At 63.2% G+C, this 26,475-nt stretch carries 24 protein-coding genes; 16 read left to right on the forward strand and 8 right to left on the reverse strand.

What is annotated here, in order from left to right; all coding sequences use genetic code 11:
* Positions 1–3: 3 nt before the first annotated feature.
* The 4 genes from ACRCYW_RS16685 to fadI form a co-directional block, all read right to left on the reverse strand.
* A complete protein-coding gene (locus tag ACRCYW_RS16685) occupies positions 4–561 on the reverse strand; it encodes a YaeQ family protein (RefSeq protein ID WP_438551155.1) in 558 nt (185 codons plus the stop codon).
* 185 nt (positions 562–746) lie between these two features.
* The gene (locus ACRCYW_RS16690; RefSeq protein WP_083443334.1) at positions 747–887 is read right to left on the reverse strand and encodes a TIGR02808 family protein; all 141 of its coding nucleotides are present in this window, start codon (positions 885–887) and stop codon (positions 747–749) included.
* 279 nt (positions 888–1,166) lie between these two features.
* Positions 1,167–3,314 (reverse strand): fatty acid oxidation complex subunit alpha FadJ, encoded by a 2,148-nt coding sequence (gene fadJ / locus ACRCYW_RS16695; RefSeq protein ID WP_438551156.1) that lies wholly within the window; start codon positions 3,312–3,314, stop codon positions 1,167–1,169.
* A gap of 14 nt (positions 3,315–3,328) precedes the next feature.
* Complete coding sequence (fadI, locus tag ACRCYW_RS16700) at positions 3,329–4,639, reverse strand: acetyl-CoA C-acyltransferase FadI (protein WP_438551157.1); 1,311 nt, start codon at positions 4,637–4,639, stop codon at positions 3,329–3,331.
* A 182-nt stretch (positions 4,640–4,821) separates the two neighbouring features.
* On the opposite strand from fadI, the gene ACRCYW_RS16705 reads away from it, so the two are divergent.
* From ACRCYW_RS16705 to ACRCYW_RS16755, 11 genes are all read left to right on the forward strand, one after another.
* Positions 4,822–5,772, forward strand: coding sequence for an AAA family ATPase (locus tag ACRCYW_RS16705; protein ID WP_438551158.1), 951 nt, complete (start codon positions 4,822–4,824; stop codon positions 5,770–5,772).
* 31 nt (positions 5,773–5,803) lie between these two features.
* Positions 5,804–6,700 (forward strand): DUF58 domain-containing protein, encoded by an 897-nt coding sequence (locus ACRCYW_RS16710; protein WP_438551159.1) that lies wholly within the window; start codon positions 5,804–5,806, stop codon positions 6,698–6,700.
* Positions 6,685–7,224, forward strand: a complete 540-nt coding sequence (locus ACRCYW_RS16715) for a DUF4381 family protein (RefSeq protein WP_438551160.1) — start codon at positions 6,685–6,687, stop codon at positions 7,222–7,224. The genes ACRCYW_RS16710 and ACRCYW_RS16715 overlap by 16 nt, the downstream gene beginning before the upstream one ends.
* Positions 7,221–8,207, forward strand: coding sequence for a VWA domain-containing protein (locus tag ACRCYW_RS16720; RefSeq protein WP_438551161.1), 987 nt, complete (start codon positions 7,221–7,223; stop codon positions 8,205–8,207). The genes ACRCYW_RS16715 and ACRCYW_RS16720 overlap by 4 nt, the downstream gene beginning before the upstream one ends.
* A 126-nt stretch (positions 8,208–8,333) precedes the next feature.
* The gene (locus ACRCYW_RS16725) at positions 8,334–9,701 is read left to right on the forward strand and encodes a VWA domain-containing protein (protein WP_438551311.1); all 1,368 of its coding nucleotides are present in this window, start codon (positions 8,334–8,336) and stop codon (positions 9,699–9,701) included.
* A 35-nt stretch (positions 9,702–9,736) separates the two neighbouring features.
* On the forward strand, positions 9,737–11,215 hold the full coding sequence (locus ACRCYW_RS16730) for a hypothetical protein (RefSeq protein ID WP_438551162.1): 1,479 nt from the start codon (positions 9,737–9,739) through the stop codon (positions 11,213–11,215).
* A 39-nt stretch (positions 11,216–11,254) separates the two neighbouring features.
* Positions 11,255–11,845, forward strand: a complete 591-nt coding sequence (locus ACRCYW_RS16735) for a sigma-70 family RNA polymerase sigma factor (protein WP_438551163.1) — start codon at positions 11,255–11,257, stop codon at positions 11,843–11,845.
* Positions 11,838–12,584, forward strand: a complete 747-nt coding sequence (locus ACRCYW_RS16740; RefSeq protein ID WP_438551164.1) for a DUF3379 domain-containing protein — start codon at positions 11,838–11,840, stop codon at positions 12,582–12,584. The genes ACRCYW_RS16735 and ACRCYW_RS16740 overlap by 8 nt, the downstream gene beginning before the upstream one ends.
* A gap of 407 nt (positions 12,585–12,991) precedes the next feature.
* Positions 12,992–14,263 (forward strand): outer membrane protein transport protein, encoded by a 1,272-nt coding sequence (locus ACRCYW_RS16745; protein ID WP_438551165.1) that lies wholly within the window; start codon positions 12,992–12,994, stop codon positions 14,261–14,263.
* A 251-nt stretch (positions 14,264–14,514) separates the two neighbouring features.
* Positions 14,515–15,771, forward strand: a complete 1,257-nt coding sequence (locus tag ACRCYW_RS16750) for an outer membrane protein transport protein (protein ID WP_438551166.1) — start codon at positions 14,515–14,517, stop codon at positions 15,769–15,771.
* Positions 15,772–15,885: 114 nt separating this feature from the next.
* Complete coding sequence (locus ACRCYW_RS16755; RefSeq protein ID WP_438551167.1) at positions 15,886–17,109, forward strand: EAL and HDOD domain-containing protein; 1,224 nt, start codon at positions 15,886–15,888, stop codon at positions 17,107–17,109.
* Positions 17,110–17,432: 323 nt separating this feature from the next.
* Here the strand turns inward: ACRCYW_RS16755 and ACRCYW_RS16760 are convergent, their stop codons facing one another.
* Positions 17,433–18,596: a thiolase family protein gene (locus ACRCYW_RS16760; RefSeq protein WP_438551168.1), complete on the reverse strand. Its 1,164-nt coding sequence runs from the start codon at positions 18,594–18,596 to the stop codon at positions 17,433–17,435.
* A 125-nt stretch (positions 18,597–18,721) separates the two neighbouring features.
* On the opposite strand from ACRCYW_RS16760, the gene ACRCYW_RS16765 reads away from it, so the two are divergent.
* Positions 18,722–19,114 (forward strand): MerR family transcriptional regulator, encoded by a 393-nt coding sequence (locus ACRCYW_RS16765; RefSeq protein ID WP_438551169.1) that lies wholly within the window; start codon positions 18,722–18,724, stop codon positions 19,112–19,114.
* Between the two features lie 101 nt (positions 19,115–19,215).
* Here the strand turns inward: ACRCYW_RS16765 and ACRCYW_RS16770 are convergent, their stop codons facing one another.
* Entirely contained in the window at positions 19,216–20,460 is a 1,245-nt protein-coding gene (locus ACRCYW_RS16770) for a dicarboxylate/amino acid:cation symporter (RefSeq protein WP_438551170.1), read from the reverse strand.
* A gap of 269 nt (positions 20,461–20,729) precedes the next feature.
* Between ACRCYW_RS16770 and ACRCYW_RS16775 the strand changes: the two genes are divergently transcribed.
* From ACRCYW_RS16775 to ACRCYW_RS16785, 3 genes are all read left to right on the forward strand, one after another.
* A complete protein-coding gene (locus ACRCYW_RS16775) occupies positions 20,730–21,014 on the forward strand; it encodes a pyrimidine/purine nucleoside phosphorylase (RefSeq protein WP_438551171.1) in 285 nt (94 codons plus the stop codon).
* Positions 21,015–21,178: 164 nt separating this feature from the next.
* Positions 21,179–22,561: an L-serine ammonia-lyase gene (locus tag ACRCYW_RS16780; protein ID WP_438551172.1), complete on the forward strand. Its 1,383-nt coding sequence runs from the start codon at positions 21,179–21,181 to the stop codon at positions 22,559–22,561.
* 289 nt (positions 22,562–22,850) lie between these two features.
* Entirely contained in the window at positions 22,851–24,221 is a 1,371-nt protein-coding gene (locus tag ACRCYW_RS16785; RefSeq protein ID WP_438551173.1) for an L-serine ammonia-lyase, read from the forward strand.
* Between the two features lie 162 nt (positions 24,222–24,383).
* Here ACRCYW_RS16785 and ACRCYW_RS16790 read toward each other — a convergent pair whose 3' ends face one another.
* A complete protein-coding gene (locus ACRCYW_RS16790) occupies positions 24,384–25,343 on the reverse strand; it encodes a lytic murein transglycosylase (RefSeq protein ID WP_438551174.1) in 960 nt (319 codons plus the stop codon).
* Entirely contained in the window at positions 25,343–25,621 is a 279-nt protein-coding gene (locus tag ACRCYW_RS16795; protein WP_438551175.1) for a YcgL domain-containing protein, read from the reverse strand. The genes ACRCYW_RS16790 and ACRCYW_RS16795 overlap by 1 nt, the downstream gene beginning before the upstream one ends.
* Before the next feature lie 106 nt (positions 25,622–25,727).
* On the opposite strand from ACRCYW_RS16795, the gene minC reads away from it, so the two are divergent.
* Positions 25,728–26,459 carry a septum site-determining protein MinC gene (minC, locus tag ACRCYW_RS16800; protein ID WP_438551176.1) on the forward strand — a complete coding sequence of 244 codons (732 nt, stop codon included), beginning with the start codon at positions 25,728–25,730 and terminating at the stop codon, positions 26,457–26,459.
* Positions 26,460–26,475: the final 16 nt, after the last annotated feature.

Consider the following 26,475-nt stretch of genomic DNA (forward strand, 5'->3'; position numbering starts at 1 on the left):
GGCTTACAGCTCCCGGGCAGGCTTGCCCATCAACAGTATGGGGTCCAGGGTCACTTCCAGTTGGCCGTTGCTCACCCAGAGCTGGCCATCCGAGATGGTGCAGGTGAGCGCCATGGTGCGCTCCACCATGGCGGTGAGCGGCAGGGTCTGACTGTCGGAGAGCTCTATGATGCTCAGGTTGTCGTGCTGGCTGAGCTTGCCCTGGTTCTGCTTCCACCAGACGCTGGTGCCGCGGCCGCCATAGAGGTAGAGCACCACCTGGCGGGAGCGGTTGCAGGCCTTCTTGAGCCGCTTCTCATCGGGTTGGCCGAGCTCCACCCAGAGCTCGATCTCGTCGGAATAGTTCTTCAGCCAGAGCTCGGGCTCGTCGTCCGCCGACAACCCCTTGGTGAACTCCAGCCGCTCGGCGGCGTGCCAGGCGAAGGCCGCCAGCCGGATCATCATGCGCTCGTCGGTCTCGGAGGGGTGACGGGCCAGGGTGAGGGAGAAATCCTGATACAGATGGCGATCCATGTCGGACAGACTGATTTGCGCCTTGAATACGGTTGCCTTGAGAGCCATAGAAACCTTGAATACCTTGAAGTGGAAAACGCGCCAAAAAGCTGCGCGCCAGTGTACTCAATATTGGCGTGGGGTTCGACCGCCAGACCGAAGATTTGCCCGGGATGGTGAAGATAAGTGCTTAAAAGAGGGAAAAACAAATACCAGCCCTGAGGCTGGCATTTGGCGGTATGAACGGGACTGGATCACTTCTCGGCGGACTTGACCCCGAAGAGGTTGAGCAGCACGCAGCAAGTCACTGCCACGGCCACAAATCCGCTCAGGAAGATAAAGGGCATGGCCCCGTATCCCAATATGTTCCAGATGGTTTGTTCAAGCAGACTCATAATGTGTCCTTCATCCAGTGAAATGGGTGTCCCTCTTGGTTGCGGGTATGTTCCCGCTCCTATGGCGCTATTTGAACTCAAGCGGCCCCCAACGCCTATGCCACCAAAGTAATAAATGGGGGGCTAGTTTGCGCTAGATCAATAATTTAGCCCCATTTTATCCGCAATAACCCCTCGCCTCCCCTCGCTGAACCATAGCCGAGTCCGGCCGGATCGCACCAAATGGAAGAGGCGGCCCTGGGGCCGCCTCCTGGTCATGACAGATACGGCACCTTCCTATCAATAGAAGGTCTGCTGCTCCGCCGCCATCGCCTTGAGCCGTGCGCAGGGGGCGAAACGCTCCCCGTGCCGCTTCTGGTAATGTTCGAGACGACCGACCAGATGGGCGATGCCGAGGCTGTCCATGTAGCGGAAGGGGCCGCCGAGGAACGGCGGGAAGCCGATACCGAAGATGGCGCCGATGTCGCCGTCACGGGCCGAGGCCACCACACCAGCGTCCAGCGCCATGGCCGCTTCGTTGAGCATCATCAGCACGCAGCGCTCCGCTATCTCCTGACGGGCCAACTTGGGAGAGACAGAGACGCCGAGCACCGCATAGACGCCGTCATCCACCGTCTTCTTGCCTTCCTTGCCGGTGAGCTTGTTGCGCGGCGCGGCCTTGCCATAGAGGTAGAAGCCCTTGCCGTTCTTGCGCCCCTTGCGATCGTTTTGCAGCAGCTTGTCAAAGGCCGCCGGCGCCTGGAACTGCTCGCCGCCGAGCTCTTTTTCCAGGATGGGGGAGATCTTGGCCCCCACGTCGATGCCCACCTCATCCAGCAGCTGGATGGGGCCGACCGGGAAACCAAAGTCGAGCAGGGCGCCGTCCAGCACCTCCACCGGCTCCCCTTCCAGCACCAGGCGCGCCGCCTCGTTCATGTAAGGAGCCAGGATCCGGTTCACGTAGAAGCCCGCCTCGTCTTTGACCACGATCGGGGTCTTGCCCTGAGCGCGGGCGAAGGCCAGCGTGGTGGCCACCGTCTCGGCACTGGTGCCGGCGTGGGGGATGATTTCGGCCAGCGGCATCTTGTCCACCGGGCTGAAGTAGTGCAGACCCACGACGCGCTCAGGATGGGCGGCATTGGCCGCGATCTGGTGGATGGGCAGGGAGGAGGTGTTGGAGGCAAACACGGTATGCTCGCCGCATTCCCGCTCCACGTCCTGCACCATCTGATGCTTCAAGGCGAGATCCTCAAATACCGCCTCGATCACCAGGTCGACCCGGTGGAAACCCGAGTAATCCAGGGTGCCTGACAGCATGTTCATCTGCCTTTCCAATTCGCTTCGCAATATCTGACGACGCTTGAGCTTTTTGGACAGAAGATCATAGCTGTAACGCAGGGCGTTGCCGATACCGGCGCTCGCTACGTCCTTGATCCGTACCGGTATCCCGGCCTTGGTGGCGGTGACAAAGGCGATGCCGCCCCCCATCAGGCCACCGCCGAGCACGGCGGCATGGGTTATCTTGCGCGGGGTGGCGCCCTGATAGGCCACCTCCTTCTTCATCTCTGTGGTGGCGAAGAACAGGGAGCGCAGGGAAGCGGATTCCGGCGTCATCACCAGCTCGCCAAAGTGGCGGGCCTCGGCGGCCAGACCGGCCTGCATCCCCTCCTCCACGCCGATGCGCACCACTTCGAGGATCCGCTCCGGCGCCGGGTAGTTGCTGCGGGTTTTGCTCATCACCCCCTTGCGGGCCTGATCGAACAGCACCTTGCGACCCAGGGCATTGGTTTCCAGCAACTTGCCCTGCAGATCCCGTTTCAGCGCATGGCGTGGCTTGCCCTTCTTGGCAAGCTGGATGGCCGCCTCCAGCAGGATGGAGTGAGGCACGACGTCGTCCGCCAGGCCGAGCTTCTTCGCCTGTTTGGCGCGCACCTGCTTGCCGGTCAGGATGAGGTCGAGGGCCTTGGCCACCCCGATGAGGCGCGGCAGGCGCTGGGTGCCGCCGGAGCCCGGCAGCAGGCCGAGCTGCACTTCCGGCAGGCCCAGCACCGTCTTGCCGTGATCCGTGATGACCCGGCCGTGGCAGGCCAGGGCCAGCTCCAGCCCGCCACCGAGGCAGGGGCCGTGAATGGCGGCGATCACCGGAATGCTCAGGGCCTCGATCTCGGCAAACACCTGCTGCCCTTCCCGGGCCAGGGTCTGGGCATCGGTGGCACTGGTGCAGGCCGCCAGCATGGCGATGTCGGCCCCGGCGACGAAGGAGTCCTTCTTGCCGGAGATCACCACCAGGCCGATCAGATCCTTGTTGGCCTTGACCTCGGCCAGCAGGTTGCGGATCTCACCGGCAAACGAGGCCTTGAGGGTATTCATGCTCTCGCCGGGCACATCCATGGTCAGGATGCCGATGCCGTCCTTGCGGATCTCCAGCGCGAAGGTATTGCTGCTCATCTTGTTCGTCTCCATTATTCCACCTCCAGCACCATGGCTGCCCCCAGTCCGCCTGCGGCGCAGGCGGTGTTGAGTGCAAGCCCCCCGCCCCGGCGACGCAGCTCGTTGAGGGTCTGGGTGATCATGCGCGCACCTGTGGCGGCAAACGGGTGCCCATAGGCCAGGGAGCCGCCGAGCACGTTGAACTTGTCCATGTCCACCTCGCCGATGGCGCTGTCCCGGCCCAGCTTGTCCCGGGCGAACTCCTTGCTTGCAAACATCTTGAGGTTCGCCAGGGTCTGGGCGGCAAAAGCCTCGTGCATGTCGATCAGGGTCAGGTCGGCCAGCGTGATGCCGGCGCGATCCAGTGCCAGCGGGGTGGAGTAGGAGGGTCCCATCAACATGTCCTGCCACACATCGATGGCGGAGAAGGCGAAGCTTCGGATGTAACCGAGCGGCTCGAGCCCCAGCTCCTTGGCCCGCCCCTCGCGCATCAGCAGCACGGCGGCAGCGCCATCGGTGAGCGGGGTAGCGTTGGCGGCGGTGACGGAGCCGTGCAACCGGTCGAACACGGGTTTGAGCTTGGCGTAGCTCGCCAAGTCGGAGCTCTCGCGGATGTTGTTGTCACGCTCGAGCGGCGACTTGTAGGGGGGCACGTGAGCGGTGAACACCTCACCACTCAACTTGCCCTCGGCCCAGGCCTGCGCCGCCAGGGTATGGGAGCGGTGCGCCAGGGCGTCTTGTGCCTCCCGGCTGATGCCGTGGCTCTTGGCCATCTGCTCGGCGGTCTGACCCATGGAGAGGCCGGTGGAGTACTCGGCCACCGCCGGCGGCACCGGCATCAGGTCTTTCAGGCGCAGACGGCGCAATATATTGAAGCGTTGCTGCAGGTTGCGGGCCTTGTTCAAGTCCACCAGGGCGCGGGCCAGAGACTTGCTGACCCCGATGGGCAGCACGGAGGAGGAGTCCGCACCGCCGGCGATGGCGATGTCGACCGTGCCGGCGACGATGGACTCGGTGACGTTGGCCACCGCCTGGAAACTGGTGGCGCAGGCGCGCGACACACTATAGGCATCGGTGCTGACGCTCATGCCGGTGCCGAGCACTATCTCGCGGGCGATGTTCGGCGCTTCCGGCATCTGCACCACCTGGCCGAACACCAGCTGATCGATGAGCTTGGGATCGAGATCGGTGCGGGCGAGCAGTTCGCTCACCACCAGCTTGCCGAGATCCACCGCAGGCACGCCGTGAAAGGCGGTGGCCTGCTTGGCAAAGGGGGTGCGCAGACCCGCCACGACGGCAATCCGTTCGCCCTGGCGTGTCGTCAGTTTCAATGGCTGTTTCATCCTGGCTCCTTGGGTTGAAGGGTAGAGGTCTGACCTCATTGCGCCACATCTTAACAATCCAATCACAACTTTCATACGCCTGATTGAAACTAAATTGCCGCCATCTTGGCCCCCTCCCTCGCCCTCGTCGGACATCTGGGGTATAAAAAGAGCAACTTCTATTAAAACAACGGCTTCATCTCATGGCAGCGACCGGGTTCAGACAACTAAGCGACTATCTTGGCAGCCAGATCCTGGGTCAGGGCCCCCTCATCGAGGGGCTCTTGATCGCCCTGTTATGTGAAGGACATGTGTTGATCGAGGGGGCTCCGGGTCTGGCCAAGACCCGGGCGGTCAAGGCGCTGGCTGGCGCCGTGGAGGGGCGTTTTGCCCGCATCCAGTTCACCCCTGACCTGCTGCCCGCCGATCTCACCGGCAGCGAGGTGTTTCACCCCCAGGATGCGAGCTTCGTGTTCCAGCCCGGCCCCCTGTTCAATCACCTGGTACTGGCGGACGAGATCAACCGGGCCCCGGCCAAGGTGCAATCCGCCCTGCTGGAAGCCATGGCGGAACACCAGATCACGGTGGGCAAGAAGAGCTGGCGCCTGCCGCCGCTCTTTATGGTGGCCGCGACCCAGAACCCCATAGAACAGGAAGGGACCTATCCCCTGCCGGAGGCCCAGCTCGATCGCTTCCTGCTCAAACTCATGGTGGAGTACCCAAGCCCCGCCGTGGAGCTCGCCATCCTGCAGCTCAATGCCAGGGGCGAGCAGGTCGCTCCCCCGCCCCTGACCCTGAGTCAGGCCGATCTGCAAGCCGCCCGTACCGAGGTCTTGGCGGTGCAGATGCAGGCACGCCTCGAGCACTACCTGGTGCAACTCGTCTGCGCCACCCGCCCGGGTAGCGGCCTCTGCCCTGAACTCGAACCCCTTATCACGGTCGGCGCCAGCCCCAGGGCCAGCATAGGGCTGGCCAGGGCCGCCCGGGCGCGGGCCTGGCTCGCCGGGCGCGACTTCGTGCTGCCGGAGGATATCCAGCAGCTCGCCCCCGCCGTGCTGCGTCATCGCCTCATCCCCAGCTATCAGGCGCTCGCCGACAACCTCGACAACGAGGCGCTGATCGCCCTCCTGCTGGATGCGATACCGTGCCCCTGAGTTCTCCCTCTCTCACCCCAGGCCAGCACCCATGTCCCTGACCGCTGAGGCGCATGCCCGCCAGCATCCGGACATCGCCCTGTCCCTGGATCGTCTGCTGGCCATCCGGCTCTGGGCAAGAACAGGCCCGCGGGCCCGGGTGCATCAGGCGAGGCAGGGGCGGCTCGGACGGGTGCCTGGCCTGAGCTTTCGCGAACTGCGGGTCTATCAGGCCGGGGATGAGGTGCGCCACATCGACTGGCGGGTCACCGCCCGCCTCGGCCGCCCCTACACCCGGCTCTATGGGGAGGAGCAGGATCAGGCCCACTGGCTGCTGCTGGATCTCTCCCCCGCCATGTATTTCGGTTCGGGGCCGCAGCTCAAGGCACGCCTCGGTTGCGAGCTCGCCGCCGCCCTGCTCTGGCAGGGGGAGACACAGGCCAACACCCTGATCTGCCACGGATCCGAGAGCTCCCTTGCCGTCCAGCGCGGCTCCCTCCTGCCCCTGCTGCAAACCCTCTGCCGCCAATACGAGTTGGGGCTGGATCGCGCCCCCGTCTCCCACTCCTTGGCGCAAACCCTGGCCCGGCTCAATTTGCCTCAGGGGGCCAGGCTCACCCTCATCGGGGATCACAGACCCTGTGAGCCCGCCTTGCGCCAGCAGTTGCAACTGCTCGGCCGCCGTCATGACATCCACTACTGGCAGATCCGGGATCCCCTGGAGGCGGCGCTGCCGGAGGCGGGCCAACTGGCGGTGCAGGCCGGCAGACGCAGCGGCTGGCTCGATGGGGGCAGCACCTCCTTCAGGCGGGACTATCAAGAGGCGGCGGAAGATATCGCCGAGCTCGGGCAGCGGCAGCTGTTACCCCTGGTGCAGCGGCTCTATCGCCTCGACAACGGCAAGCCCCTGCAGCGCCAGTGGCAGGAGGGTGGATGCCGGCTGATCTGATGATCCCCGAGGCTCCCCTCTCATCCGCCGCCCCGACAGAGCGGCTCGCCGAGATCCAGGCCCAGCTGCGGGACATCCATCCTGGCGCCCCCTTGGCAAGCCCCCAGGATCCCCGCCTGACGGCGCTCGGCTGGCTGCTGATCGCCCTGCTGGCCATCGGCCTGATCACGGTCCTCTCCAGGGCCCTCTGGCGCCAGCGCCAGTGGGCCCGCCAGATGCAGTGGCAGGGGCCGGATCTCATCCCCCGCCTGCAAGCCGTGCTGCGAGAGGCGGCGCTGGCCCGCTGGCCCGAGGCGCGCCCCCTGCAGGGGGAGGCCTGGCTCAGCTGGCTGGATAGCCAGGGGGGCAGCGAGTTTCACGCCTTTGCCAGGGAGTGGCCACAGTGGCTCTATGGCCAGGGGGAGCCCGATGAGGGGCAGCGGGCCCGGCTGCGCCGTGCCTACCTGCACTGGGGGCGCCGCTGTGTCAGTGCGCCGCGCCACCCTGGCCGCCGCACACGCCAGCCTCGCAGGCAGACCCCATGATCCTCGCCTGGCCCTGGTTCGCCCTCGCCCTGGTGCTGCCTTTACTGGTGCGCTTCGGACTGCCGCCGCTCACCACCGGCCGACGCGGCCTCGCCAGACTCAGGCACGAGGGCTTCCCCCTGTTGTTGCCCCAGGCGGGGCAATCCCTCTGGCGCATGAGCGTCTGCTGGTGCGCCCTGGTGCTGGCCCTGTGTCGCCCCCAGTGGCAGGAGGAGCCCCTCACTCATTACCAGACCAGCCGGGATCTCATCCTGGCGGTGGATCTCTCGGACAGCATGCGTACCCAGGACATGCTCGACGAGGGGGAGCAGCGCGACCGGCTCGGCGCCGTGAAGACGCAGATCCAGGCCCTGATCCGCGGCCGGGAAGGGGATCGCATCGCCCTGGTGGTGTTTGCGGATCACGCCTACCTGCTCTCCCCCCTGACCGAGGAGACAGAGGCCCTGCTGACCCTCTCCCGGGAGCTGGACTTCGATCTGGTAGGACGCACCACGGCCCTTGGGGAGGCCATACAACTGGCTCGCCAGCATGCAGAGCCAGGCCGCTCCACCGCCCTGGTGCTGGTGACCGACGGTCGCAACACGGCGGGCAATGCGGACCCCCTGACCGAGGCGAGGCAGGCCGCCGCCGCGGGGATCCGTCTCTATGCCCTGGGGGTGGGGGCGGATCCCGGTACCTTCGCCGATGCCCAGTCCCCCGGCAGTCAGGATCCCAGCGCCGAGCTGGACGAGCCCCTGCTCCAACAGCTGGCTGAACTCGGCCATGGCCGCTATTTTCGCGCCCGCTCCCAGGCCGATCTCGCGGCCATCAACCAGGCCATCGACAGCCTGGAGCCCGTCGCCCGCCCTCAGGTGCTCTATCGCCCGAGCCAGGAGCTCTATCCCTGGCCGCTGGCGCTGGCCTGGCTGCTGCTGATGTGGCCCGCTCGCCTCTCCTGGCCCTCACGCCTGCGACGCCAACAGCAGGGAGCCGCCCATGAGTGACGGCCGGATGAAGGGAGCGATGTCATGGAGCTGATCCTGTTGCGCCCGCTCTGGCTGCTGGCACTGCTGCCCTGGCTGTGGCAGGGCTGGCGCCGCCGCCATCAGGCCGCGCTGCTCGCCCCCGCCATGGCGGCCTATCTGCTGCCCCGGCAAGGCCGCCCCCGACCCTGGCTCTGGCTGGCCTGTCTGCCGCTCATCCTGGCCCTGTCCGGCCCGGCCCTGCGTCAGCAGAGCCAGCCCATCGTCCGTCCCGCCACCGACATCTGGCTGCTGGATCTCTCCGATTCCATGCTGGCCCAGGATCTGCAACCGGATCGGGCGACCCGGGTCCGGCTGATGCTGCAAGATATGCTGGCCCAGAGCGGGCAGCACCCGGTCGCCCTCATCCTGTTTGCCGCCGACGCCTACCTCGCCATGCCACCCAGCCGCGACCATGATGCCATCGCCCTGCTGCTGCCGGACTTGCGCCCGGCCATCATGCCCATTCAAGGGAGCGCCCCCGAGCGGGCCGTTGCCCTGGCGCTCTCCCAGATCCCCGCCGGCCAGCAGGCGCGGCTCCTGCTCATCACCGATGGTCTCTCTGCCCCCCAGATGGAGCAAATTGCTGCGCAGTGGCCCTGTCAGGGATCCCTGTTCTGCCAGGAGTCCGCCGGCCCCCGCCTCGATATTCTGCTGGCCAATGGTGGCAAGGCCGTCCCCCTGCCCCCGGCCAGCGAGCCTGGGCTGAACCTTCGTCTCGGCCGCGTCTTGCCTGCCCCCGATCCGGGCGCCATGGAGCAGCTTGCCAGCCAACTCGGTGGCTCGTTGCAGTGGCTGCAGGCCGGGATGCCGCGCTTTGCCCCCCTGCCCATGACCCAGACCCCGAGTGAGGGCCAAACCCGGGATCTCGGCCCCTGGCTGCTGATCCCCCTGCTGCCGCTGGCCCTGCTGGCCCGCATCGGCTCGGCCTGGTTGATCTTGCTGGGTCTGGGGCTAGGGCTGATAACTCCTCCGCCCCTGCAAGCCGAGCCGCTCCAGACCCAACCCCTCTCTGTGAAGGAGGGTGAGGCCTGGCAGGCCTACCAGCGCGGAGATTATCTGGACGCAGCCCGGGCCTTTGCGGACCCTATCTGGCAGGGCAACGCCTGGTACAGGGCCGGTGACTACGCCCGCGCCGCCTCGGCCTATGGCCGCGTCCGCAGCGCGACCGCCCATTACAACCGGGGCAACGCCCTGGTGCAGCTCGGGGATCTCAGGGGAGCCGAGCAGGCCTACCTGGCCGCCCTGGCCCTGGATCCCGGTCATGAGGATGCACTCCACAACCTGACTCTGCTGCGCCCCCAACCTCCCCAGGCGGCCCCCAGCCCCCGGACCGGCGTCCCGGAGGAGACACGGGAGCAGGATGCGACCCCGGATCGCCCACGTCCCCCGGCTCCCCCCGTGCTCCTGCTGGAGCAGCGGCTTCGCAAAGAGGCGCTGCGCCGACCCTTGATCAAGGTGGAAGATCCATGGTGATGACCGCGGCGCGCCTCCCCTCTTGGCGACGCCTCATGCTCCTGCTGATCTGTCTCCTCGCCATGCCGGCGCAGGCCGCCCCCCCCAGGGCGCAGCTGCTGCCAGGGCAGAGCGAGGGGAGCTGGCTGCTCATCATAGAGGCGGACGGGGAGCGGCGCAGCGACGAGCTCAATCTCACCCCCCTGCTGCGCCAGTTTGCCGTTGGCCGGGTCAGCATCAGCCGCGTCAACACCCAGATCACCAGCCTGACCCGCTGGCAGATCCCCCTGCACCGGGTCGCGAGTGGCGCAAGCCAGGTGCCCGCCCTGACGCTGGGTACCGAGCTGACCCCCTCTCTGCCCCTCACTAGCGGCCATCAGCCAGACTCACTGACGGTGCCTTTGCCCTCCCCCATAGAGCTGACCGCCAATGTATTGCACCAGGGGCCCCTCTACCCCGGGCAGCCCTTCATCTATGAGCTGAGCCTCTGGCTGCCCGCCAATCTGGAGGCCCCCAACCTCGGCGAGCCGGTCGGCGAGGGTTTCAACATTCGCCGCCTCGGCAACGATCTGTGGGACTCCCCCTCGAGCCCAGGCATGCCCGGCCGGCTGACCCGCAAGTGGCTGCTGCAGGCCAAGGAGGCCGGGCTTCATCCGATAGAGTCCCCCCGTTTTCAGGGGCGCCTGCCCCAGTCATACGGCGGCAGTGAGGCCATCTCCGCCCGGGCGGCCACCCGGCTCATCAAGGTGGACAAGGCGCCGGTGGAGCCGGTGGCCAGCAGCCTGGTGCTGACCGAGCAGTTCATCCCGGCGACGGGCGCCCGGACGGGGGAGCCGGTGATCCGCACCCTGACCCTGGTGATGGAGGGAGGGGATGGCAATCGCCTGACGCTGCCGCCATCGACTCCCTTGCCCCCCGGCCTCACGATGAGGCCAGATGGGGAACAGCAGCAGGAGCGCTTCCTCGCCAAGGGAGCGCTTCGCACCGAGCGCCAGTGGCGCCAGGCCTTGATCGCCCAGGCCCCCGGCCGCTATGCGCTGCCCGCCCTGGAGCTGCCCTGGTTCAATACCCAGAGCGGCCGCATCGACCATGCCCGCCTGCCCGCCCGGGTACTGGTGTTCGAGGCCACGGCGGATGAGGTAACCCCTCGTCTCGCCCTCGGTGGAACCAGCCTGTTCTGGGTGCTGGGGGCCCTGTTGCTGCGCACCCTGTGCAAGCATGAATCGCGCTGGCGGGCGTTCTGGCGCCTGCAAAGGGCGCTGGCCCGCCAGGAGCCGGACTCGGCCAGATGGGCGGCGCTCGGCTGGGGGGAGCTGCGCTGGGGCGAGGAACCTAGGCATCTCTCCAGCCTGCCTTGCCACCGGGATCCCGCCATCGGTCCCCTGCTCGATGAGCTGGACAGGGCCTGCTTTGCCGACCCCGACGCCAGCACGACAACCCAGGTCCGCTGGTCGGCCCTCGCCAAGGGGCTGTGCGCCTTCGAAACTTTTGCGATAGCCTATAGCCTCAGGAAACTGGCGCGCCTTCATGACTGAAGACGCAGCAAGCCACCTCAGATAAAAGGAAGTCCAGCAATGGCGTTTGGTTTTTTCAGAAAAAAAAGCGCGGGGACGGGAAAGGATCCCTCGGCCACACCGGTCTATGGGGGTATGGCAGATAAACAAACCAAATACGAAGCCCTGGTCCATGCCCTGCACGCAGACATCTACCGCTATGCCTACTGGCTGTGCCGGGATCCGCAGGTCGCCGAAGACCTGGTGCAGGAGACCTTCCTGCGCGCCTGGAAGGGGATCGACACCCTGATCGACGACAAGGCCGCCAAGGCTTGGCTCATCACCATACTCAGGCGGGAAAACGCCAGGCGTTTCGAGCGCAAGCAGTTCGATCTGGTGGATCTCGACGAGCACCCCCAGAGCGATCCGGGTAACCTGCACAACGAGCAGGAGATGGAGAACGAGTGGCTCAGGCGCCATATCGCCCGGCTGCCCGCCGAATATCAGGAGCCCCTGCTGCTGCAGGTGCTGGGGGGGTTCAGCGGTGAGGAGATCGCCGAGCAACTGGGCCTGAACAAGAACACCGTCATGACCCGCCTGTTTCGGGCTCGCAACCAGATAAAAGAGGCCATGGAGTCAGCAGCACAACAGAGAGGACACAACAATGGATGAGCTTGAGTTTCGCCGCCGGGCCACTGCCCATCCGACGGACACCGATCCTGTGTTCCTCGTCGCGGCCCAGGACTCCCCTGCCAATCGCAAGCATCTGGAGGAGATGAAGCAGATGGATCGCCATCTGCATCGCGCCCTCGAGGTCGAGGTGCCCCCCGGCCTGGCCGAGCGCATCCTGCTCCGGCAGGCGATGGAGGCCGACGATGAGGTCGTGGTGCCCCTGCCGCCCCCCGTGGTTCGCAGCCAGTGGCGATCCCTCGCCATGGCGGCGTCCGTGGCGTTCCTGCTGGGCATGAGTACCCGCTGGCTGAGCTGGCCGACACCGGCCCCGGCCGAGCTCTCCCTCGCCCAGGTGGCCATGGCTCATGTCTATGGGGAGGAGCCCTTCATCGAGGGAGTGGACGAGAAGGTGAGCCTGCAGACCATCAACGCCAAGATGGAGAAGTACGGCGCCACCCTGATGGACATGGACGGGATGAAGGTGACCTATGTCAATCACTGCGCCTTCTATCAGGGACCGGCTCTGCACATGGTGATCCAGGGCAAGATGGGGCCGGTGACCCTGTTCCTGGTGCCCAAGCATGTCCCCCTCACCCTGCAACCCGACTTTGAGGATGGTCGCCTCAAGGGGGAGATACTGCCGCTCAAGGGAGCCAACATGGTGTTGATCGGTGACATGCAGGAGCCACTCGCCCCGGTTGCGAAGCAACTGGAGTCCCATCTGCACTGGTCCATTTAACAGACCTTAACCCGGGCTGACGCCCGCCTCGTGGCGTCATCCCCACAGGCAGACAAGCGCTTTGTCTGCCTGTTCCTCTCCACATCCCCGCAATTCCCCGCTCAATGCCCGCTTGAAGTCACAAAACTACAAATTAATTTGAGTGGCACAAATGAAACCAAAAGACTATTTATTACCCAATAATGAATAAATCAGATTAATAAAACGCCAAGTTAAAACAAATGATTAACACAATGGAAACTTTTATGTATTCTGCTGTCACTGGTCTGATTTCTTACCTCCTACCAGATCCATAGAATCACGCCAGAAGTGAATGGGAAGAAGCTTAAATAACAACAGATCTTGTCGTGTATAGCGGCCAAAGAGCCGTGATATCGACAGAAAATCTGCTTACAAGAGAGAACACTATGACAACTGCCTTTTTCAAGAAAAGCCTGATCGCCGCGGCCGTCACCCTGGCCAGCACCCAGACCTTTGCTGCTGCCTTCCAGCTGAACGAGCACTCGGCCTCCGGCCTGGGTCGCGCCTACGCCGGGGAAGCGGCCGTTGCGGATAACGCATCCGTACTGGCTCGCAACCCGGCCGCCATGACCACCTTCGACAAGATGGCAGTGTCCGTATCCGGCACCTATATCAAGCCCGATGTGGATGTAGAAGGTAACCTCTACGCGGGTCCCCTCAATCGGGGCAATGCGAGCGAAAGCGATATCGCGCCGGATGCCTTCGTACCGGCCTCCTACTTCATCCAGCCCCTGAACGATCAGTGGGCCTGGGGGATTGGCCTGTTCTCCAACTACGGCCTCTCCACCGAATACTCCAAGACTTTCGCGGCCGGTGCTGGCGCCGGTGATACCGAGCTGTTGACCTTCAACATCAACCCGAACATCGCCTACCGCATCAACTCCAACTTCAGCATCGGTGCCGGTATCAACGCCGTCTATGCCGAGGCCGAGCTGAACCGCTACGCCGGTGCCCTGGCCGCTGCCCTGCCTGGCGCCAACGCTGACACCCGTCTGGCCCACCTCAAGGGTGACACCTGGGGCTTTGGCTGGAACGTCGGCACCCTGTACGAGATCAATGAGAACAACCGCCTGGCCCTGACCTACCGCTCCCAGGTAGACCTGAGCTTCGATGGTGACTTCCAGGGTGCCACCTCCGGCAACCGTGTGGTCGATGGCAACCTGAAGCTGGATCTGCCGGCTCAGGCCGAGTTCGCCGGTTACCATCGTCTGAACCAGCAGTTCGCGGTCCACTACTCCGTCAACTGGACCGACTGGAGCGCCTTCCAGGAGCTGAAGGCCACCAGCAACGGCTGTGCCGGCGGTGTCTGCCTGCAGAAAGACGAGAAGTTCAAGGACGCCATGCGTTACGCCCTCGGCGGCACCTGGTACGTCAACCCGTCCTGGGAAGCCCGTATCGGCTTTGCCTATGACAACAGCCCCATCGAGCCGGAATACCGCAGCCTGAGCATTCCTGACTCCGACCGTATCTGGTACAGCGCCGGTGCCACCTACCACATCGATCAGGACATGAGCGTCGACTTCGGCATGGCCTACCTGGACGGCAAGGAAGTGGATGTGAACGAAGGCATGCGTAGCCACAGTGATGCACTGCGCTGGAAGGGGACCTCCCACGGCAACGCCCTGCTGGCCTCTGCCCAGTTCAACATGAAGTTCTGATTTGTCCCACTATAAAGAGAGCGCCTTTGGGCGCTCTTTTTTTATACCGGCCCCCGGATTCAGCGTACAGCTGTAGCAAACAGATGTACGCTTTTTGTTTTTTATCAAACTGTTAGCCCACCTTCCCTCAGCATTTAATCCCGTTTTGCCCAAAGCCGCCCCGCCCCCGTTGCCTTACTGGTCGTACCATATAAAATCCCGCCCCCAACCGAAAAACAGAATGAACCCCAAGTTCATCCCAAGGACAAGCAATGCACCCGAACATGAAGCTCTCCCTCATCGCCCTGCTGATGGCGTCAGCCCAGGCCCAGGCGGCCGGTTTCCAACTGGCTGAGCAGTCCGCCACCGGCCTTGGTCGCGCCTTCGCAGGCGAAGCGGCCATCGCCGACAATGCCAGCGTGTTGTCGCGCAACGTCGCCGCCATGACCCGCTTCGATCGCACCGCCTTCTCCGGTGGCGTCATCTACATCCACCCCGATGTCAACATCGAAGGCACGACCCGGGTGCCAACCGCCATGGGGCCGGTGAATCTGGATGCGAGTGCCCACGACATCGCGGGGGATGCCTGGGTGCCCAACCTCTATCTCATCATCCCCTTGAACGAACAGTGGCGACTGGGATTGGCGGCCACCTCCTACTATGGCCTCGGCGTCCAGATGCCGGACAACTACAACGCCGGCCACTTCGGCAATGTCTCCGACATCAAGACGGTGGATCTCGGCGCCTCCCTGGCCTATCGCATCAATCCGGTCTGGTCTGTCGGCGCAGGCCTCTCTGCCATCCAGGGTGAAGGGGAAGTGGGAGGTACCTTCCCGTCGAACAACAAGATTGCCAAGCACCTGAAGGGAGATGGCTGGGCCCTTGGCTGGAACCTGGGCACCCTGCTCGAGCTGTCCCCCTCGACCCGCGTCGGCCTCTCCTACCGTCACGACGTCAACCTGACCCTCTCAGGGGATGCCATCGGCACCGATCTGCAGGGCCGTACCTTCACCGACACCGGCAGCCTGGACTTGCCCCTGCCCGCCACCGCCGAGCTGGCTCTCTTCCATCAGCTGACCCCCGCCCTGGCGCTGCACTCCAGCATCAACTGGACCAACTGGAGCAAGTTCGTTCAGCTCGAGGCCGGGCTCGATCACTATGGCACCATGCACATCAAGGACGAGCACTGGCAAGACAGCTGGCGTTATGCCCTGGGTCTCACCTATCAGCTGGATCCCAGGTGGCAGCTGCGCTCCGGCATCGCCTATGACAGCAGCCCGGTGCCTGCCAATCGCCGCACCATCTCCATTCCCGACTCGGATCGGATCTGGTACAGCGCCGGCGTCGGCTATCAGCTGGACAAGAACCTCTCCCTGGATCTGGGCCTGACCCTGCTCGATGGCAAGAAGGTGGACGTGAGCGAAACCATGCAGCTCAAACCCGGCGTGCCCCAGACCACCTCCACCTTCCAGGGCACCTCGGAAGGGGATGCCTGGCTGGCCGGCCTGCAACTCAACTATCTCTTCTGATAGGGCTTTTTTCGCCAATCACTCTGCCAGTTGCTGACCCTTGGCACGGCGTCGCGCTGGCATAGTGATCCGCTTGCCCATAGAATCTAGCCAGAGCCCATGTTGGAGAGAGACATGTATTCCTATGTTGCAAGGCAGCCCATTCTGGATAGTGAACTCAATACCCACGCCTATGAGCTGCTGTTTCGCGACAGCCTGGACAACGTGTTTCCTCATATCTCCTCCCAGCAGGCGACCGCCAGGCTGGTGGTCGAACAGTTCCTGCACCAGAACATCGATCAATTGCTCGGCGGTCACCCCTGCTTTATCAACTTTCCCTACTCTTTGTTGCTGGACGGGCTGGCCGAGTGCCTGCCCCAGGACAAGGTGGTGATCGAGATCCTGGAAGATGCCATTCCCGACGATGCCCTGCTGGCCAAGGTTGTCCAGCTGCATCAGCTGGGATACCGGTTGGCGCTGGATGATTTCACCCTCTCGCCAGCCTGGGAGCGCTTCCTGCCCCATGTCCATATCATCAAGTTCGATCTCCGGGCCACTGCTCTGGCGAAGATAGAGTCATTCATCCAGTCCCATCGACACCTGCCCCTCACCTATCTCGCCGAGAAGGTGGAAGACGAGGAGGAGTTCGAGCGGATGAAGGCCCTGGGGGTCAAACTGTTTCAGGGCTTCTTCTTCAGCCGGCCACAGCTGGTACAGCAGGCCACCCTGCCGCCGGATCAGCTGGTGGTGGTGCAACTGCTGCAAGAGGTCAATCAGACCCCTCCAGATCTGAACAACATTGAGCGGCTGCTCGATCAGGATGCCTCCCTCTCCCTCAAGCTGCTCCATTACGTCAACAATCTGAAGCCTCTGGCGCCGCCCATCACCTCCTTTCGCCAGGCGGCCAACCATCTCGGCCACACCCAGCTAAAACGCTTCGTGACGCTGGTCGCCGCCACCAGCACGGGCCATGACAAGAGCGCCGAGCTCTATCAGATGTCCCTGATCCGGGCCCGTTTCTGTGAGTTGCTTGCCCACACCCATGCCCCGGCCCCGCAGGCACAGCAAGCCTTTCTCACCGGTCTGCTCTCCTTGCAGGACGTGCTCATGGGGCAACCGCTGGCCTCACTGATAGACTCCATCCCCCTCACCGACGAGGTGCGCGCCGCCCTGCTGGCTCGCCAGGGGGATCTGGGGTTCTATCTCAGCTTCTGCGAAGATTACGAAAATGCGGACTGGCAGCGGATCGTGGCCAGCACGGCCCGCCTCGGTCTGAGCGAGGAGAAAGTCAGCTACCTCTATCTGAGCGCCACCGCCTGGGTCAACCAGCAACTACAAGCCATGGCGGGGGCGGACTGACTTCTGGTACAACACTCCCATCTTTGAAAACTCCCATGACAACGTCCCATTGCGGGACGCTCGAGTTACAGAACCGCTCATCGCCTTGAGGTTTGATAGGTGTATTGCTAAGAGGAAAACCGGCAGGGCTGCGACAGCACGAAAGGCCCCTAAGAGTCCCTTCATGAATCACCAGGAAAACTGGCAAGGTAGCCTGATCATTCTTTACATAAAGGATTGACCGATATTAACGAAGGGATATTACTAAACTGCAGCATATCTGAATGTTAGCACGCCCCGCAGCAGACTTATGCCTGCTGCGGGGCGTGCTTCAGCTCTGACTATCAGGGGATCTCGATGGCCACGGCGGTCGCCTCCCCGCCCCCGATGCAGAGGCTCGCCACCCCGCGTTTCAGGCCACGGGCCCGCAGGGCGTGAGTAAGTGTCACCAGGATACGGGCACCGCTCGCTCCCAGCGGATGCCCCAGGGCGCAGGCGCCGCCGTTCACGTTCAGCTTCTGATGGGGAATGTGGCAACCCGCCATGGCCAGCATACTCACCATGGCGAAGGCCTCGTTCACCTCGAACAGATCCACCTCCTCCACCGACCAACCCACCCGGGCCAGCAACTTGTCGATGGCGCCGACCGGGGCGCTGGTGAACTCCGCCGGCAAGGCTGCATGGCTCTGATAGCCGACTATGCGCGCCAGCACGGGCAGGCCCAGCTCGGCGGCCGTGTCGGAGCGCGTCAGCACCAGGGCCGCGGCCCCATCCGAGATGGAGCTGGAGTTGGCCGCCGTGATGGTGCCCGTCTTGCTGAACGCGGGCCTGAGGCCGGGTATCTTGTCCGGTCTGGCCTTGCCCGGCTGCTCGTCATCGGCCAGCAATAACTGCTCCCCCGCCTGCACGGGGGTCAATTCAGCCCCGAAGGCGCCGCTCTGCTGGGCCGCCAGGGCCAGCTCCAGAGACGCGATGGCGAAGGCATCCATGTCGGTACGGGTCAACCCGGCCCGATCGGCGCTGGCCTGGGCGTAATGGCCCATCAGCTGCCCTTCGTAGGCATCCTGCAAGCCGTCGAGGAACATGTGATCCAGCAAGCTCCCATGGCCCATGCGGTAACCGGTACGGGCCTTGTCCAGCAGATAGGGCGCCCGGCTCATGCTCTCCATGCCCCCGGCGACCACCACCCTGGTATCCCCCAGGCGCAGGCTGTCCGCCGCCAGCATCACCGCCTTCATGCCGGAGCCACACACCTTGTTGAGGGTGCTGCAGGGCACGCTGTCCGGCAGGCCCGCCTTGAGCGCCGCCTGACGGGCTGGCGCCTGACCGAGTCCGGCGCTCAGCACATTGCCCATATAGACCTCATCCACCTGCTCGCCCCGAAGGCCGGCGGCCGTCATGGCCGCTGAGATGGCGCAGGCGCCGAGTTCGGGTGCGCTCAGGCCGCTCAAGGCCCCCTGGAAGGCGCCCATGGGGGTACGCTTGGCCGCTACGATGACAATATCCATCAGTCTTTCTCTCCTTTCGTTACATAGGGATAACATATGCCGCCGACGGGGCGGGAACAAGAGTTGCAGGGAAGTTGACGTTTGGGTAAGGTGCCAGCCAGCCTTGACAACCAGATGACAACACCATGACCCAATCCAGGGATGACGTGCGGACCTTCAGCATCAGCGAGCTGGCCCGCGAATTTGATGTGACCACCCGCAGCATCCGCTTCTATGAGGATCAGGGGCTGCTGAACCCGACCCGTCAGGGCCAGACCCGGATCTACAGCCGCCAGGACAGGGTGCGCCTCAAACTGACCCTGCGCGGCAAGCGCCTGGGTTTCAGCCTCGCGGACATTCGCGATCTGTTCGATCTCTACGATGCGGACAAGAGCAGCCGCACTCAGCTGCAAACCATGCTGGGACTGGTAGCGGACAAGCGGGAGACCCTGCAGCAGCAGCTGGAGGACATCAAGATGGTGTTGCTGGAGCTCGAGGCCGCCGAGCAGCGCTGCCAGCAGGCGCTGGCCCAGCTCTAGCCTTCCGATCCCCTGACGCTTTTTGTCGAGAACCGCGCCCATAAAAAAGAGGGAAGCCAGCGCTTCCCTCTTTTGCATTTATGGTTCGGTGAAACACCCGATCAGGCGTCCTTGCTCCAGCGGTTGGGATCGTAATCCGGGCTGAAGCGATCGACGATGACGGCGCAGGCCGCATCCCCGGTGATGTTCAGGGCGGTGCGGATCATGTCGAACAGGCGATCCAGCGCAAACAAGAGCGGCAGACCCTCGATGGGGATCCCCGCCGCCAGCAGCACGGCCACCACCAGGAAACTCGGACCCGGCACCCCGGCCTGACCGATGGCCCCCAGGGTGGAGGTGAGAATGATGGCGGCCCAGGCGCCGGCACTCAGGTCGATGTTGTAGACCTGGGCGAAGAAGATGGCGACCAAGCCGTAATAGATGGCGTTGCCGCTCATGTTGATGGTGGCACCGAGGGGCAGCACGAAGGAGGCGGTAGCGTTGGTCACCTTCAGCTCCTGCTCGCAGGTCTCCATGTTGACCGGCAGGGTCGCCATGGAGGAGGCGGTGGAGAAGGCGACGATCTGCGGCTTCTTCATCGCCGAGAAGTACTTGCGTACCGGCGTATTGGAGAGGAGCGCGATCAGCAGCGGATAGACCACGAAGCCGAAGATCAGGATGGCGCCCACATAGACCAGGAACAGCTTGAGCACCAGGGTCAGCACGTCGAAGCCATAGGTGCCGATGGCGTCGGCCATCAGGCCGAATACCCCGATGGGGGCGATCAGCATCACCTTGTTGATCATCCAGACGAAGGCGTCCACCAGGGTGTTGAGGCCGTCCGTGATGGGCTTGGCGCGCTCGCGGGGCTGCTTGGCCAGGGCGATGCCGAGGAACATGCAGAACACCAGGATCTGCAGAATGTTCGCCTCATTGAGAGACTGGAACACGTTGGTGGGGATCATGCCGAGCAGGGTGGCGACCGCATCCGGCAGGGCGCCCTTGTCGGCGTAGTCACCGGTGAACATGGCGGCCGTTGCGCCAAAGTCGACCCCGACCCCGGGTTTGAACACCTGCCCCATCACCAGGGCCAGCAGCACGGCCAGGGCAGAGGTGCCGAGGAAGAAGGCGAGCGTGGTCGCCCCTATCTTGCCCGCGGCCGGGCTGGCGCCGAGGTTCGCGGCCCCGGACAAAATGGCCACCGCCACCAGGGGGATCACCAGCATCTTGATGAGCTGGATGAAGAGGGTACCGAAGGGCGCGAAGACGGTGGCTTGCTCGCCCATGAGCGCACCGGCCATGGCCCCCAGTATCATGGCGACCACGACCTGGAAGCCAATGTTCTTGATTAATCCTTTCTTAAACACAGAATGTTCCTTAAATGAGCAACTATTGACACTTTCCTAGTGCAATTCACTACCCAGGGTAATAAAAATGCCCCATTACCCTGAGGCCGCGTTTTATCTCATATTTATTCTGCGTTTAACATCCCGTTTCCTGAACACCGCGCATTTAACATCTTATTGATAAAATGCAGACTCATTGGATGCATCCAGATTTTTCCCCATTTCATCATGACAAGAGCCGAAAAGATGTGCTACGTTGACCCGTCAATCATGCATACAGGGAAGAAAAGATGCTGAAAGTTAACGAGTATTTCGATGGAAATGTTAAATCCATAGGTTTCGAGCAAAAAAACGAGAAAGCCACGGTCGGCGTGATGGCTGCCGGAGAGTACCTGTTCAACACCGCCGCCCCCGAGCGGATGACGGTGGTCAAGGGTGCCCTGTGCATCCAGCTGGCCGATGAAGACACCTGGACCACCTATCAGCAGGGTCAATCCTTCGAGGTGCCCGGCCACTCCTCCTTCAAGCTGGAGGTGAAGATACCCACCGCCTATCTGTGCGAGTTCCTCGACTAGGCCCGTCAAACTGTTGCCATGAGGCGCCCCAGCGGCCCTCGTGGCCTCTTTCCCCCCCATGCTCACCCATTTGTGCACCTTTATCACAAGCCGCCATTTCCCCTCTTTCCATCGACTACAAAAAATTTACAATGTTTAGACGAAATCCATAATCGGAGTACGTCATGATCAGTGTCTTCGACCTGTTTTCCATCGGGATAGGCCCCTCCTCCTCCCACACTGTGGGGCCCATGCGCGCCGCCTGTGCCTTCATCAACGCACTCAGGCAGGCCGGCCTCCTCTCCCGCACCGAACGGGTCGTCACCGAGTGTTACGGCTCCCTCGGCCAGACCGGCAAGGGGCACGGCACCGGCAAGGCCATCATCCTGGGGCTGGCGGGTTTCGATCCCGAATCCGTCGACATCGAGGCCATTCCGGACTTTCTCAGCCAGGTGGAACACAGCCAGAGCCTGCGCCTGGGGGACGAACAGGCCAGCCTGTTCCCCCGGGTCGGCGCCATCATCTTCAACCGGCGCAAGACCCTGCCCGCCCACTCCAACGGCATGACCCTGCGCGCCTTCCAGGGGGATGACCTGCTGTTCGAGCAGACCTACTACTCCATCGGCGGCGGCTTCATCATCGAGGAGAGCCACTTCGCCAACGCGAAAGAGGAGGCGGCCCGCTTCGATGCGGCTCACCCCGTCCCCTACCCCTTCGAGAGCGGCGCCCAGCTGCTGGCCCACTGCCAGGAGAGCGGCCTCTCCATCTCCGGGGTGATGCTGGCCAACGAGAAGGTGTTTCGCAGCGAAGCCGAGATCAAGGCCGGCCTTCGCAAGATCTGGCAGGCGATGCAGGGCTGCGTGGAGCGCGGTTGCCGCAGCGAGGGGGTACTGCCCGGCGGCCTCAAGGTGAAGCGGCGCGCTCCCATCCTCTACCGTCAGCTCAACGGGGAGACCAACTTCAACAAGGATCCCCTGATGGTGATGGAGTGGGTGGATCTCTTTGCCCTGGCCGTCAACGAGGAGAACGCCGCCGGTGGCCGGGTGGTGACGGCGCCGACCAATGGCGCCGCCGGCATCATCCCCGCCGTGCTGCACTATTACGATCGTTTCGTGCGCAAGGTGGATGACGAGCTGCTGATGCACTACTTCCTCACCGCCGCCGCCATCGGCATCCTCTACAAGAAGAATGCCTCCCTCTCGGGGGCCGAGGTGGGTTGTCAGGGGGAAGTGGGAGTCGCCTGCTCCATGGCCGCGGGTGCCCTCGCCGAGTTGCAGGGCGGCAGCCCGGCCGTGGTCGAGAATGCGGCCGAGATCGGCATGGAGCACAACCTGGGGCTGACCTGCGATCCCATCGGCGGCCTGGTGCAGGTGCCCTGCATCGAGCGCAACGCCATGGGGGCGGTCAAGGCGATCAACGCCGCCCGCCTCGCCCTGCGCGGCACCGGCGAGCACAAGGTGTCGCTGGACAAGGTGATCAAGACCATGTGGGAAACCGGCAACGACATGAAGACCAAGTACAAGGAGACCGCCCGTGGCGGCCTCGCCGTCAACATCACCGAATGTTAACGCCAGGTAACTTGGCGGCATTTGACACTCATCTACCCGGCGCGTCCGGGTATTTTTTTGCGAAACGTTTGCCAGGCGCTTAACAAATTGGATAACCATCAAAATTAATTTTATACTCGCGCCGTCAATTCAACAAAAATAGATCTGTTTCAACTTTTTTTAGGCATTGAACCGTTAGACTACACCCAGCTGGTTCATTGGCCTTTTGTGACGACAGACCCGTCCCATGGATCACCCCAATTTCTGCGAGCGGGCATGGCGCCCCCTTCTACCCTGAGGTAATTGTTACATGATCAGCGTTTTTGATATCTTCAAAATCGGTGTTGGCCCCTCCTCTTCCCACACTGTCGGCCCCATGAAGGCGGCCAAACAGTTCGTGGATGAACTGCGTGCTGGCGGCAAGATCCGTGACATCACCCGGATCCAGGTCGACGTCTACGGCTCTCTCTCCTGGACCGGCAAAGGCCACCATACCGACACCGCCATCATCATGGGTCTGGCCGGCAACCTGCCGGAAAATGTCGATATCGACGGCATCCCCGAATTTATCTCCCGCGTGGAGCAGACCGGTCGCCTGCCCATCGGCCTGCACTGCCACACCGTCAGCTTCCCCCGCGACGCCATGGTGTTCCATGACGAGGCCCTGCCCCTGCACGAAAACGGCATGAAGCTGACCGCCTTCATCGAAGACACCGTCGCCTACAGCAAGACCTACTACTCCATCGGCGGTGGCTTCATCGTCGACGAAGAGAACTTCGGCAAGGCCGACAGCGGCGCCATGGCCGTGCGCTACCCCTTCAAGAGCGCCGCCGAGCTGCTGGCCCATTGCGGTCAGACCGGTCTGTCCATCTCCGCCGTGATGCTGGAGAACGAGAAGTGCTTCAACACCCCGGAAGAGATCTACAAGAAACTCGGCAAGATCTGGACCACCATGCGCGAGGGGATCGAACGTGGCTGCCGCACCGAGGGTGTGCTGTCCGGTCCGCTGCGGGTACCGCGTCGCGCCGCGCCGCTCTACCGCCAGCTCACCACCAACGAGAACCTGTCCAACGATCCCATGAACATCGTCGACTGGGTCAACATGTTCGCCCTGGCGGTGAGTGAAGAGAACGCCGCCGGTGGCCGCGTGGTCACCGCCCCGACCAACGGCGCCGCCGGCATCATCCCGGCCGTGCTGGCCTACTACGACAAGTTCATCCAGCCGGTGGGTCGCGACGAGTACACCCGCTTCTACCTGGCCGCTGCCGCCGTCGGCATGCTCTACAAGATGAACGCCTCCATCTCCGGCGCCGAAGTGGGCTGCCAGGGTGAGGTGGGCGTCTCCTGCTCCATGGCCGCCGCCGGCCTGACCGAGCTGATGGGTGGCAGCCCGGAGCACGTCTGTGAAGCCGCCGAGATCGGCATGGAGCACAACCTGGGTCTGACCTGTGATCCGGTCGCCGGCCAGGTGCAGGTGCCCTGCATCGAGCGCAACGCCATCGCCGCCATGAAGGCCGTCAACGCCTCCCGCATGGCCCTGCGTCGCACCTCCAAGCCGCGCGTCTCCCTGGACAAGGTCATCGAGACCATGTACATCACCGGCAAGGACATGGACTCCAAGTACCGTGAAACCTCCCGCGGTGGCCTGGCCATCAAGGTGATGCAGGTTGCCTGCGAATAAGCCACTCGGCTGACAATGAAATAGAAAAAGGCGGGATCCCCCGCCTTTTTTATTGCCCGCTATTCCCCGATATAAGGCTCGCCAAAGCACCGCACCTCGCTGCCCGATATTTCGGAACGAGGCAGCCTATATCACCCGCTTGCCCCCAGCCTGCCACTCCACTTATTCCAGGATGCGATCCGCCAAGGTGCCCACCGCCACCACGAAATAGGGGGAGCGATTCCAGTGACGCAGCACCCGATAATTGTCGTAGGCGAGATAACTGCGCCCATGGACGTCGTCTGGCCGGATGAGGGAGGCCTGCATATCGGCCTTGGGAAGCCGGGAGCCGTCTTGCTGGCGTACCCCCAGGGCCTGCCAGGCCGACAGCGGCTTGCGAACCTCAAGCCCGAAGAGCGCCGGGTCGAGGGAGTCCGGCACCCGCACTCGCCTGCCCCAGGTCTCATCTTCGCGCCAACCGTTCTGGTGCAGATAATTGGCTGCCGAACCAAATACATCCGCGAGATCTCCCCACAGATCCTTTCTGCCATCCCCGTCCTGATCCACCGCGTATTTCAGGAAAGACGAGGGCATGAACTGCACCTGTCCCATGGCACCGGCCCAGGATCCCTTGAAGGCCTCCGAGGTCACGTGACCCTGCTCGATAATACGCAAGGCATCGAACAGCTGCCCCTTGAAGAAGGCCTCACGGCGCCCCTCCCAGGCCAGAGTCGCCAGAGACGATATCAGGGGGAAATTGCCGGTCAATTTACCGAAATTGGTTTCTATGCCCCACAAGGCGACAATAAAACGGGGTTGCACCCCATATTCCCGACCTATTTTCGTGAGCAGCGGCAAATGTTGGCGATATAAGGCTCTGGCCTGATTGACTTTCCATTGGGGCACGGCGCGAGGAATATAGGTATCCAGGGTCAGTTTGAATTCAGGCTGGTTTTTGTCGTGCTTGATGGCCACCTCGATGAGCCGAATATCGGAGAAGGCGGCCTCTACCGTAGCGGCCGAAATACCGGCCGCTACGGCTTCTTGCTTGAGGGTGGTGACATAGACGTCGAAGTCGGGTCTGGCCTGCAGCGGCATGCTCAATACACCGCTTAGCAATAACAGCGCCAGCCGACCCCGCATCAGGATGAGGCCTTTAATTGCGCCTTGTGCTGCTCCAGCAGATTCTCCGGCGGCGGCGGCACCTGCAGGTAGAAGCCCTGGGACTTGAGCGCCTCCATCACCCGCTCGGTGGAGGCCAGCCCCAGGGGCTTGGCCGGGTCCAGCTTGGTCATCAGGACCAGCTCTGGGCGGCCAAAGGTACTCATCAGTGCCTCTGGCACCCGGGAAAAGTCCTCTCTCCTTTCAATAAAGAGATAGGTCTCGGCTTTTTTGCGACTTTTATAGACTGCACACAACATGGAAATTGATATAATCCCATCGGTTTATTGCCTCTGATGGTGGCAAACTATAACATCGGAAAATGAATAACAATAACGGATTACCGTCTCGGTTCGGGGAAGATTCATGGTTGAGCGCGATAACGAATTGAAAGGGACTACCTTCACTATTTCTGTGTTGCATCTCAGCGATGGCAATCCGACGCGGATCCGTCAATTGTTGGCGGCCAAGGTTGCCCTGGCCCCCCAGTTTTTTAATTGCGCCCCCCTGGTGATCAACGTGGAACGGCTCGCGGCCATTCCGGATTTCGAGCAGCTCAGGGAGCTGGTCGAGTCGGAAGACTTCGTGCTGGTCGGGATCACGGGGGCCAAGGATGAGGCGATGAAGACGGCGGCCAAGGCGGCAGGACTCGCGGTCATGGTCTCCGGCAAGAGCCGCAAGGCCGAGCCGGAACCCGAACCCGCCCCGGCGCCCAAGCCGGTCGAACCCGTCATCGAGGCCGCCCCTCAGCCCGAGCCGGCGCCCCTGCTGGCAAGCAAGGTGCACGTGGGGCCGGTGCGCTCCGGCCAGCAGCTCTACGCCGCCGGCACCTCTTTGGTGGTGCTGGGGTCGGTAAGCCCGGGGGCCGAAGTCATCGCCGATGACAGCATCCATATTTATGGCGCCCTGCGTGGCCGAGCCATCGCGGGGGCCAAGGGCAATGCCCGGGCCCGCATCTATTGTCAGCAATTACAGGCCGAGCTGCTCTCCATCGCCGGCACTTTCCAGCTGAGCGATGCGCTGCCGGCAGGCCTTATCCAAGAGCCAGTCCATATCCGGCTGGACAACGAACAACTCCGTATAGACCGTATCAAATAGAGTTACAAGGAAGCGA

It is taken from the genome of Aeromonas sp. (assembly GCF_051657805.1).
Lineage (GTDB): Bacteria > Pseudomonadota > Gammaproteobacteria > Enterobacterales > Aeromonadaceae > Aeromonas.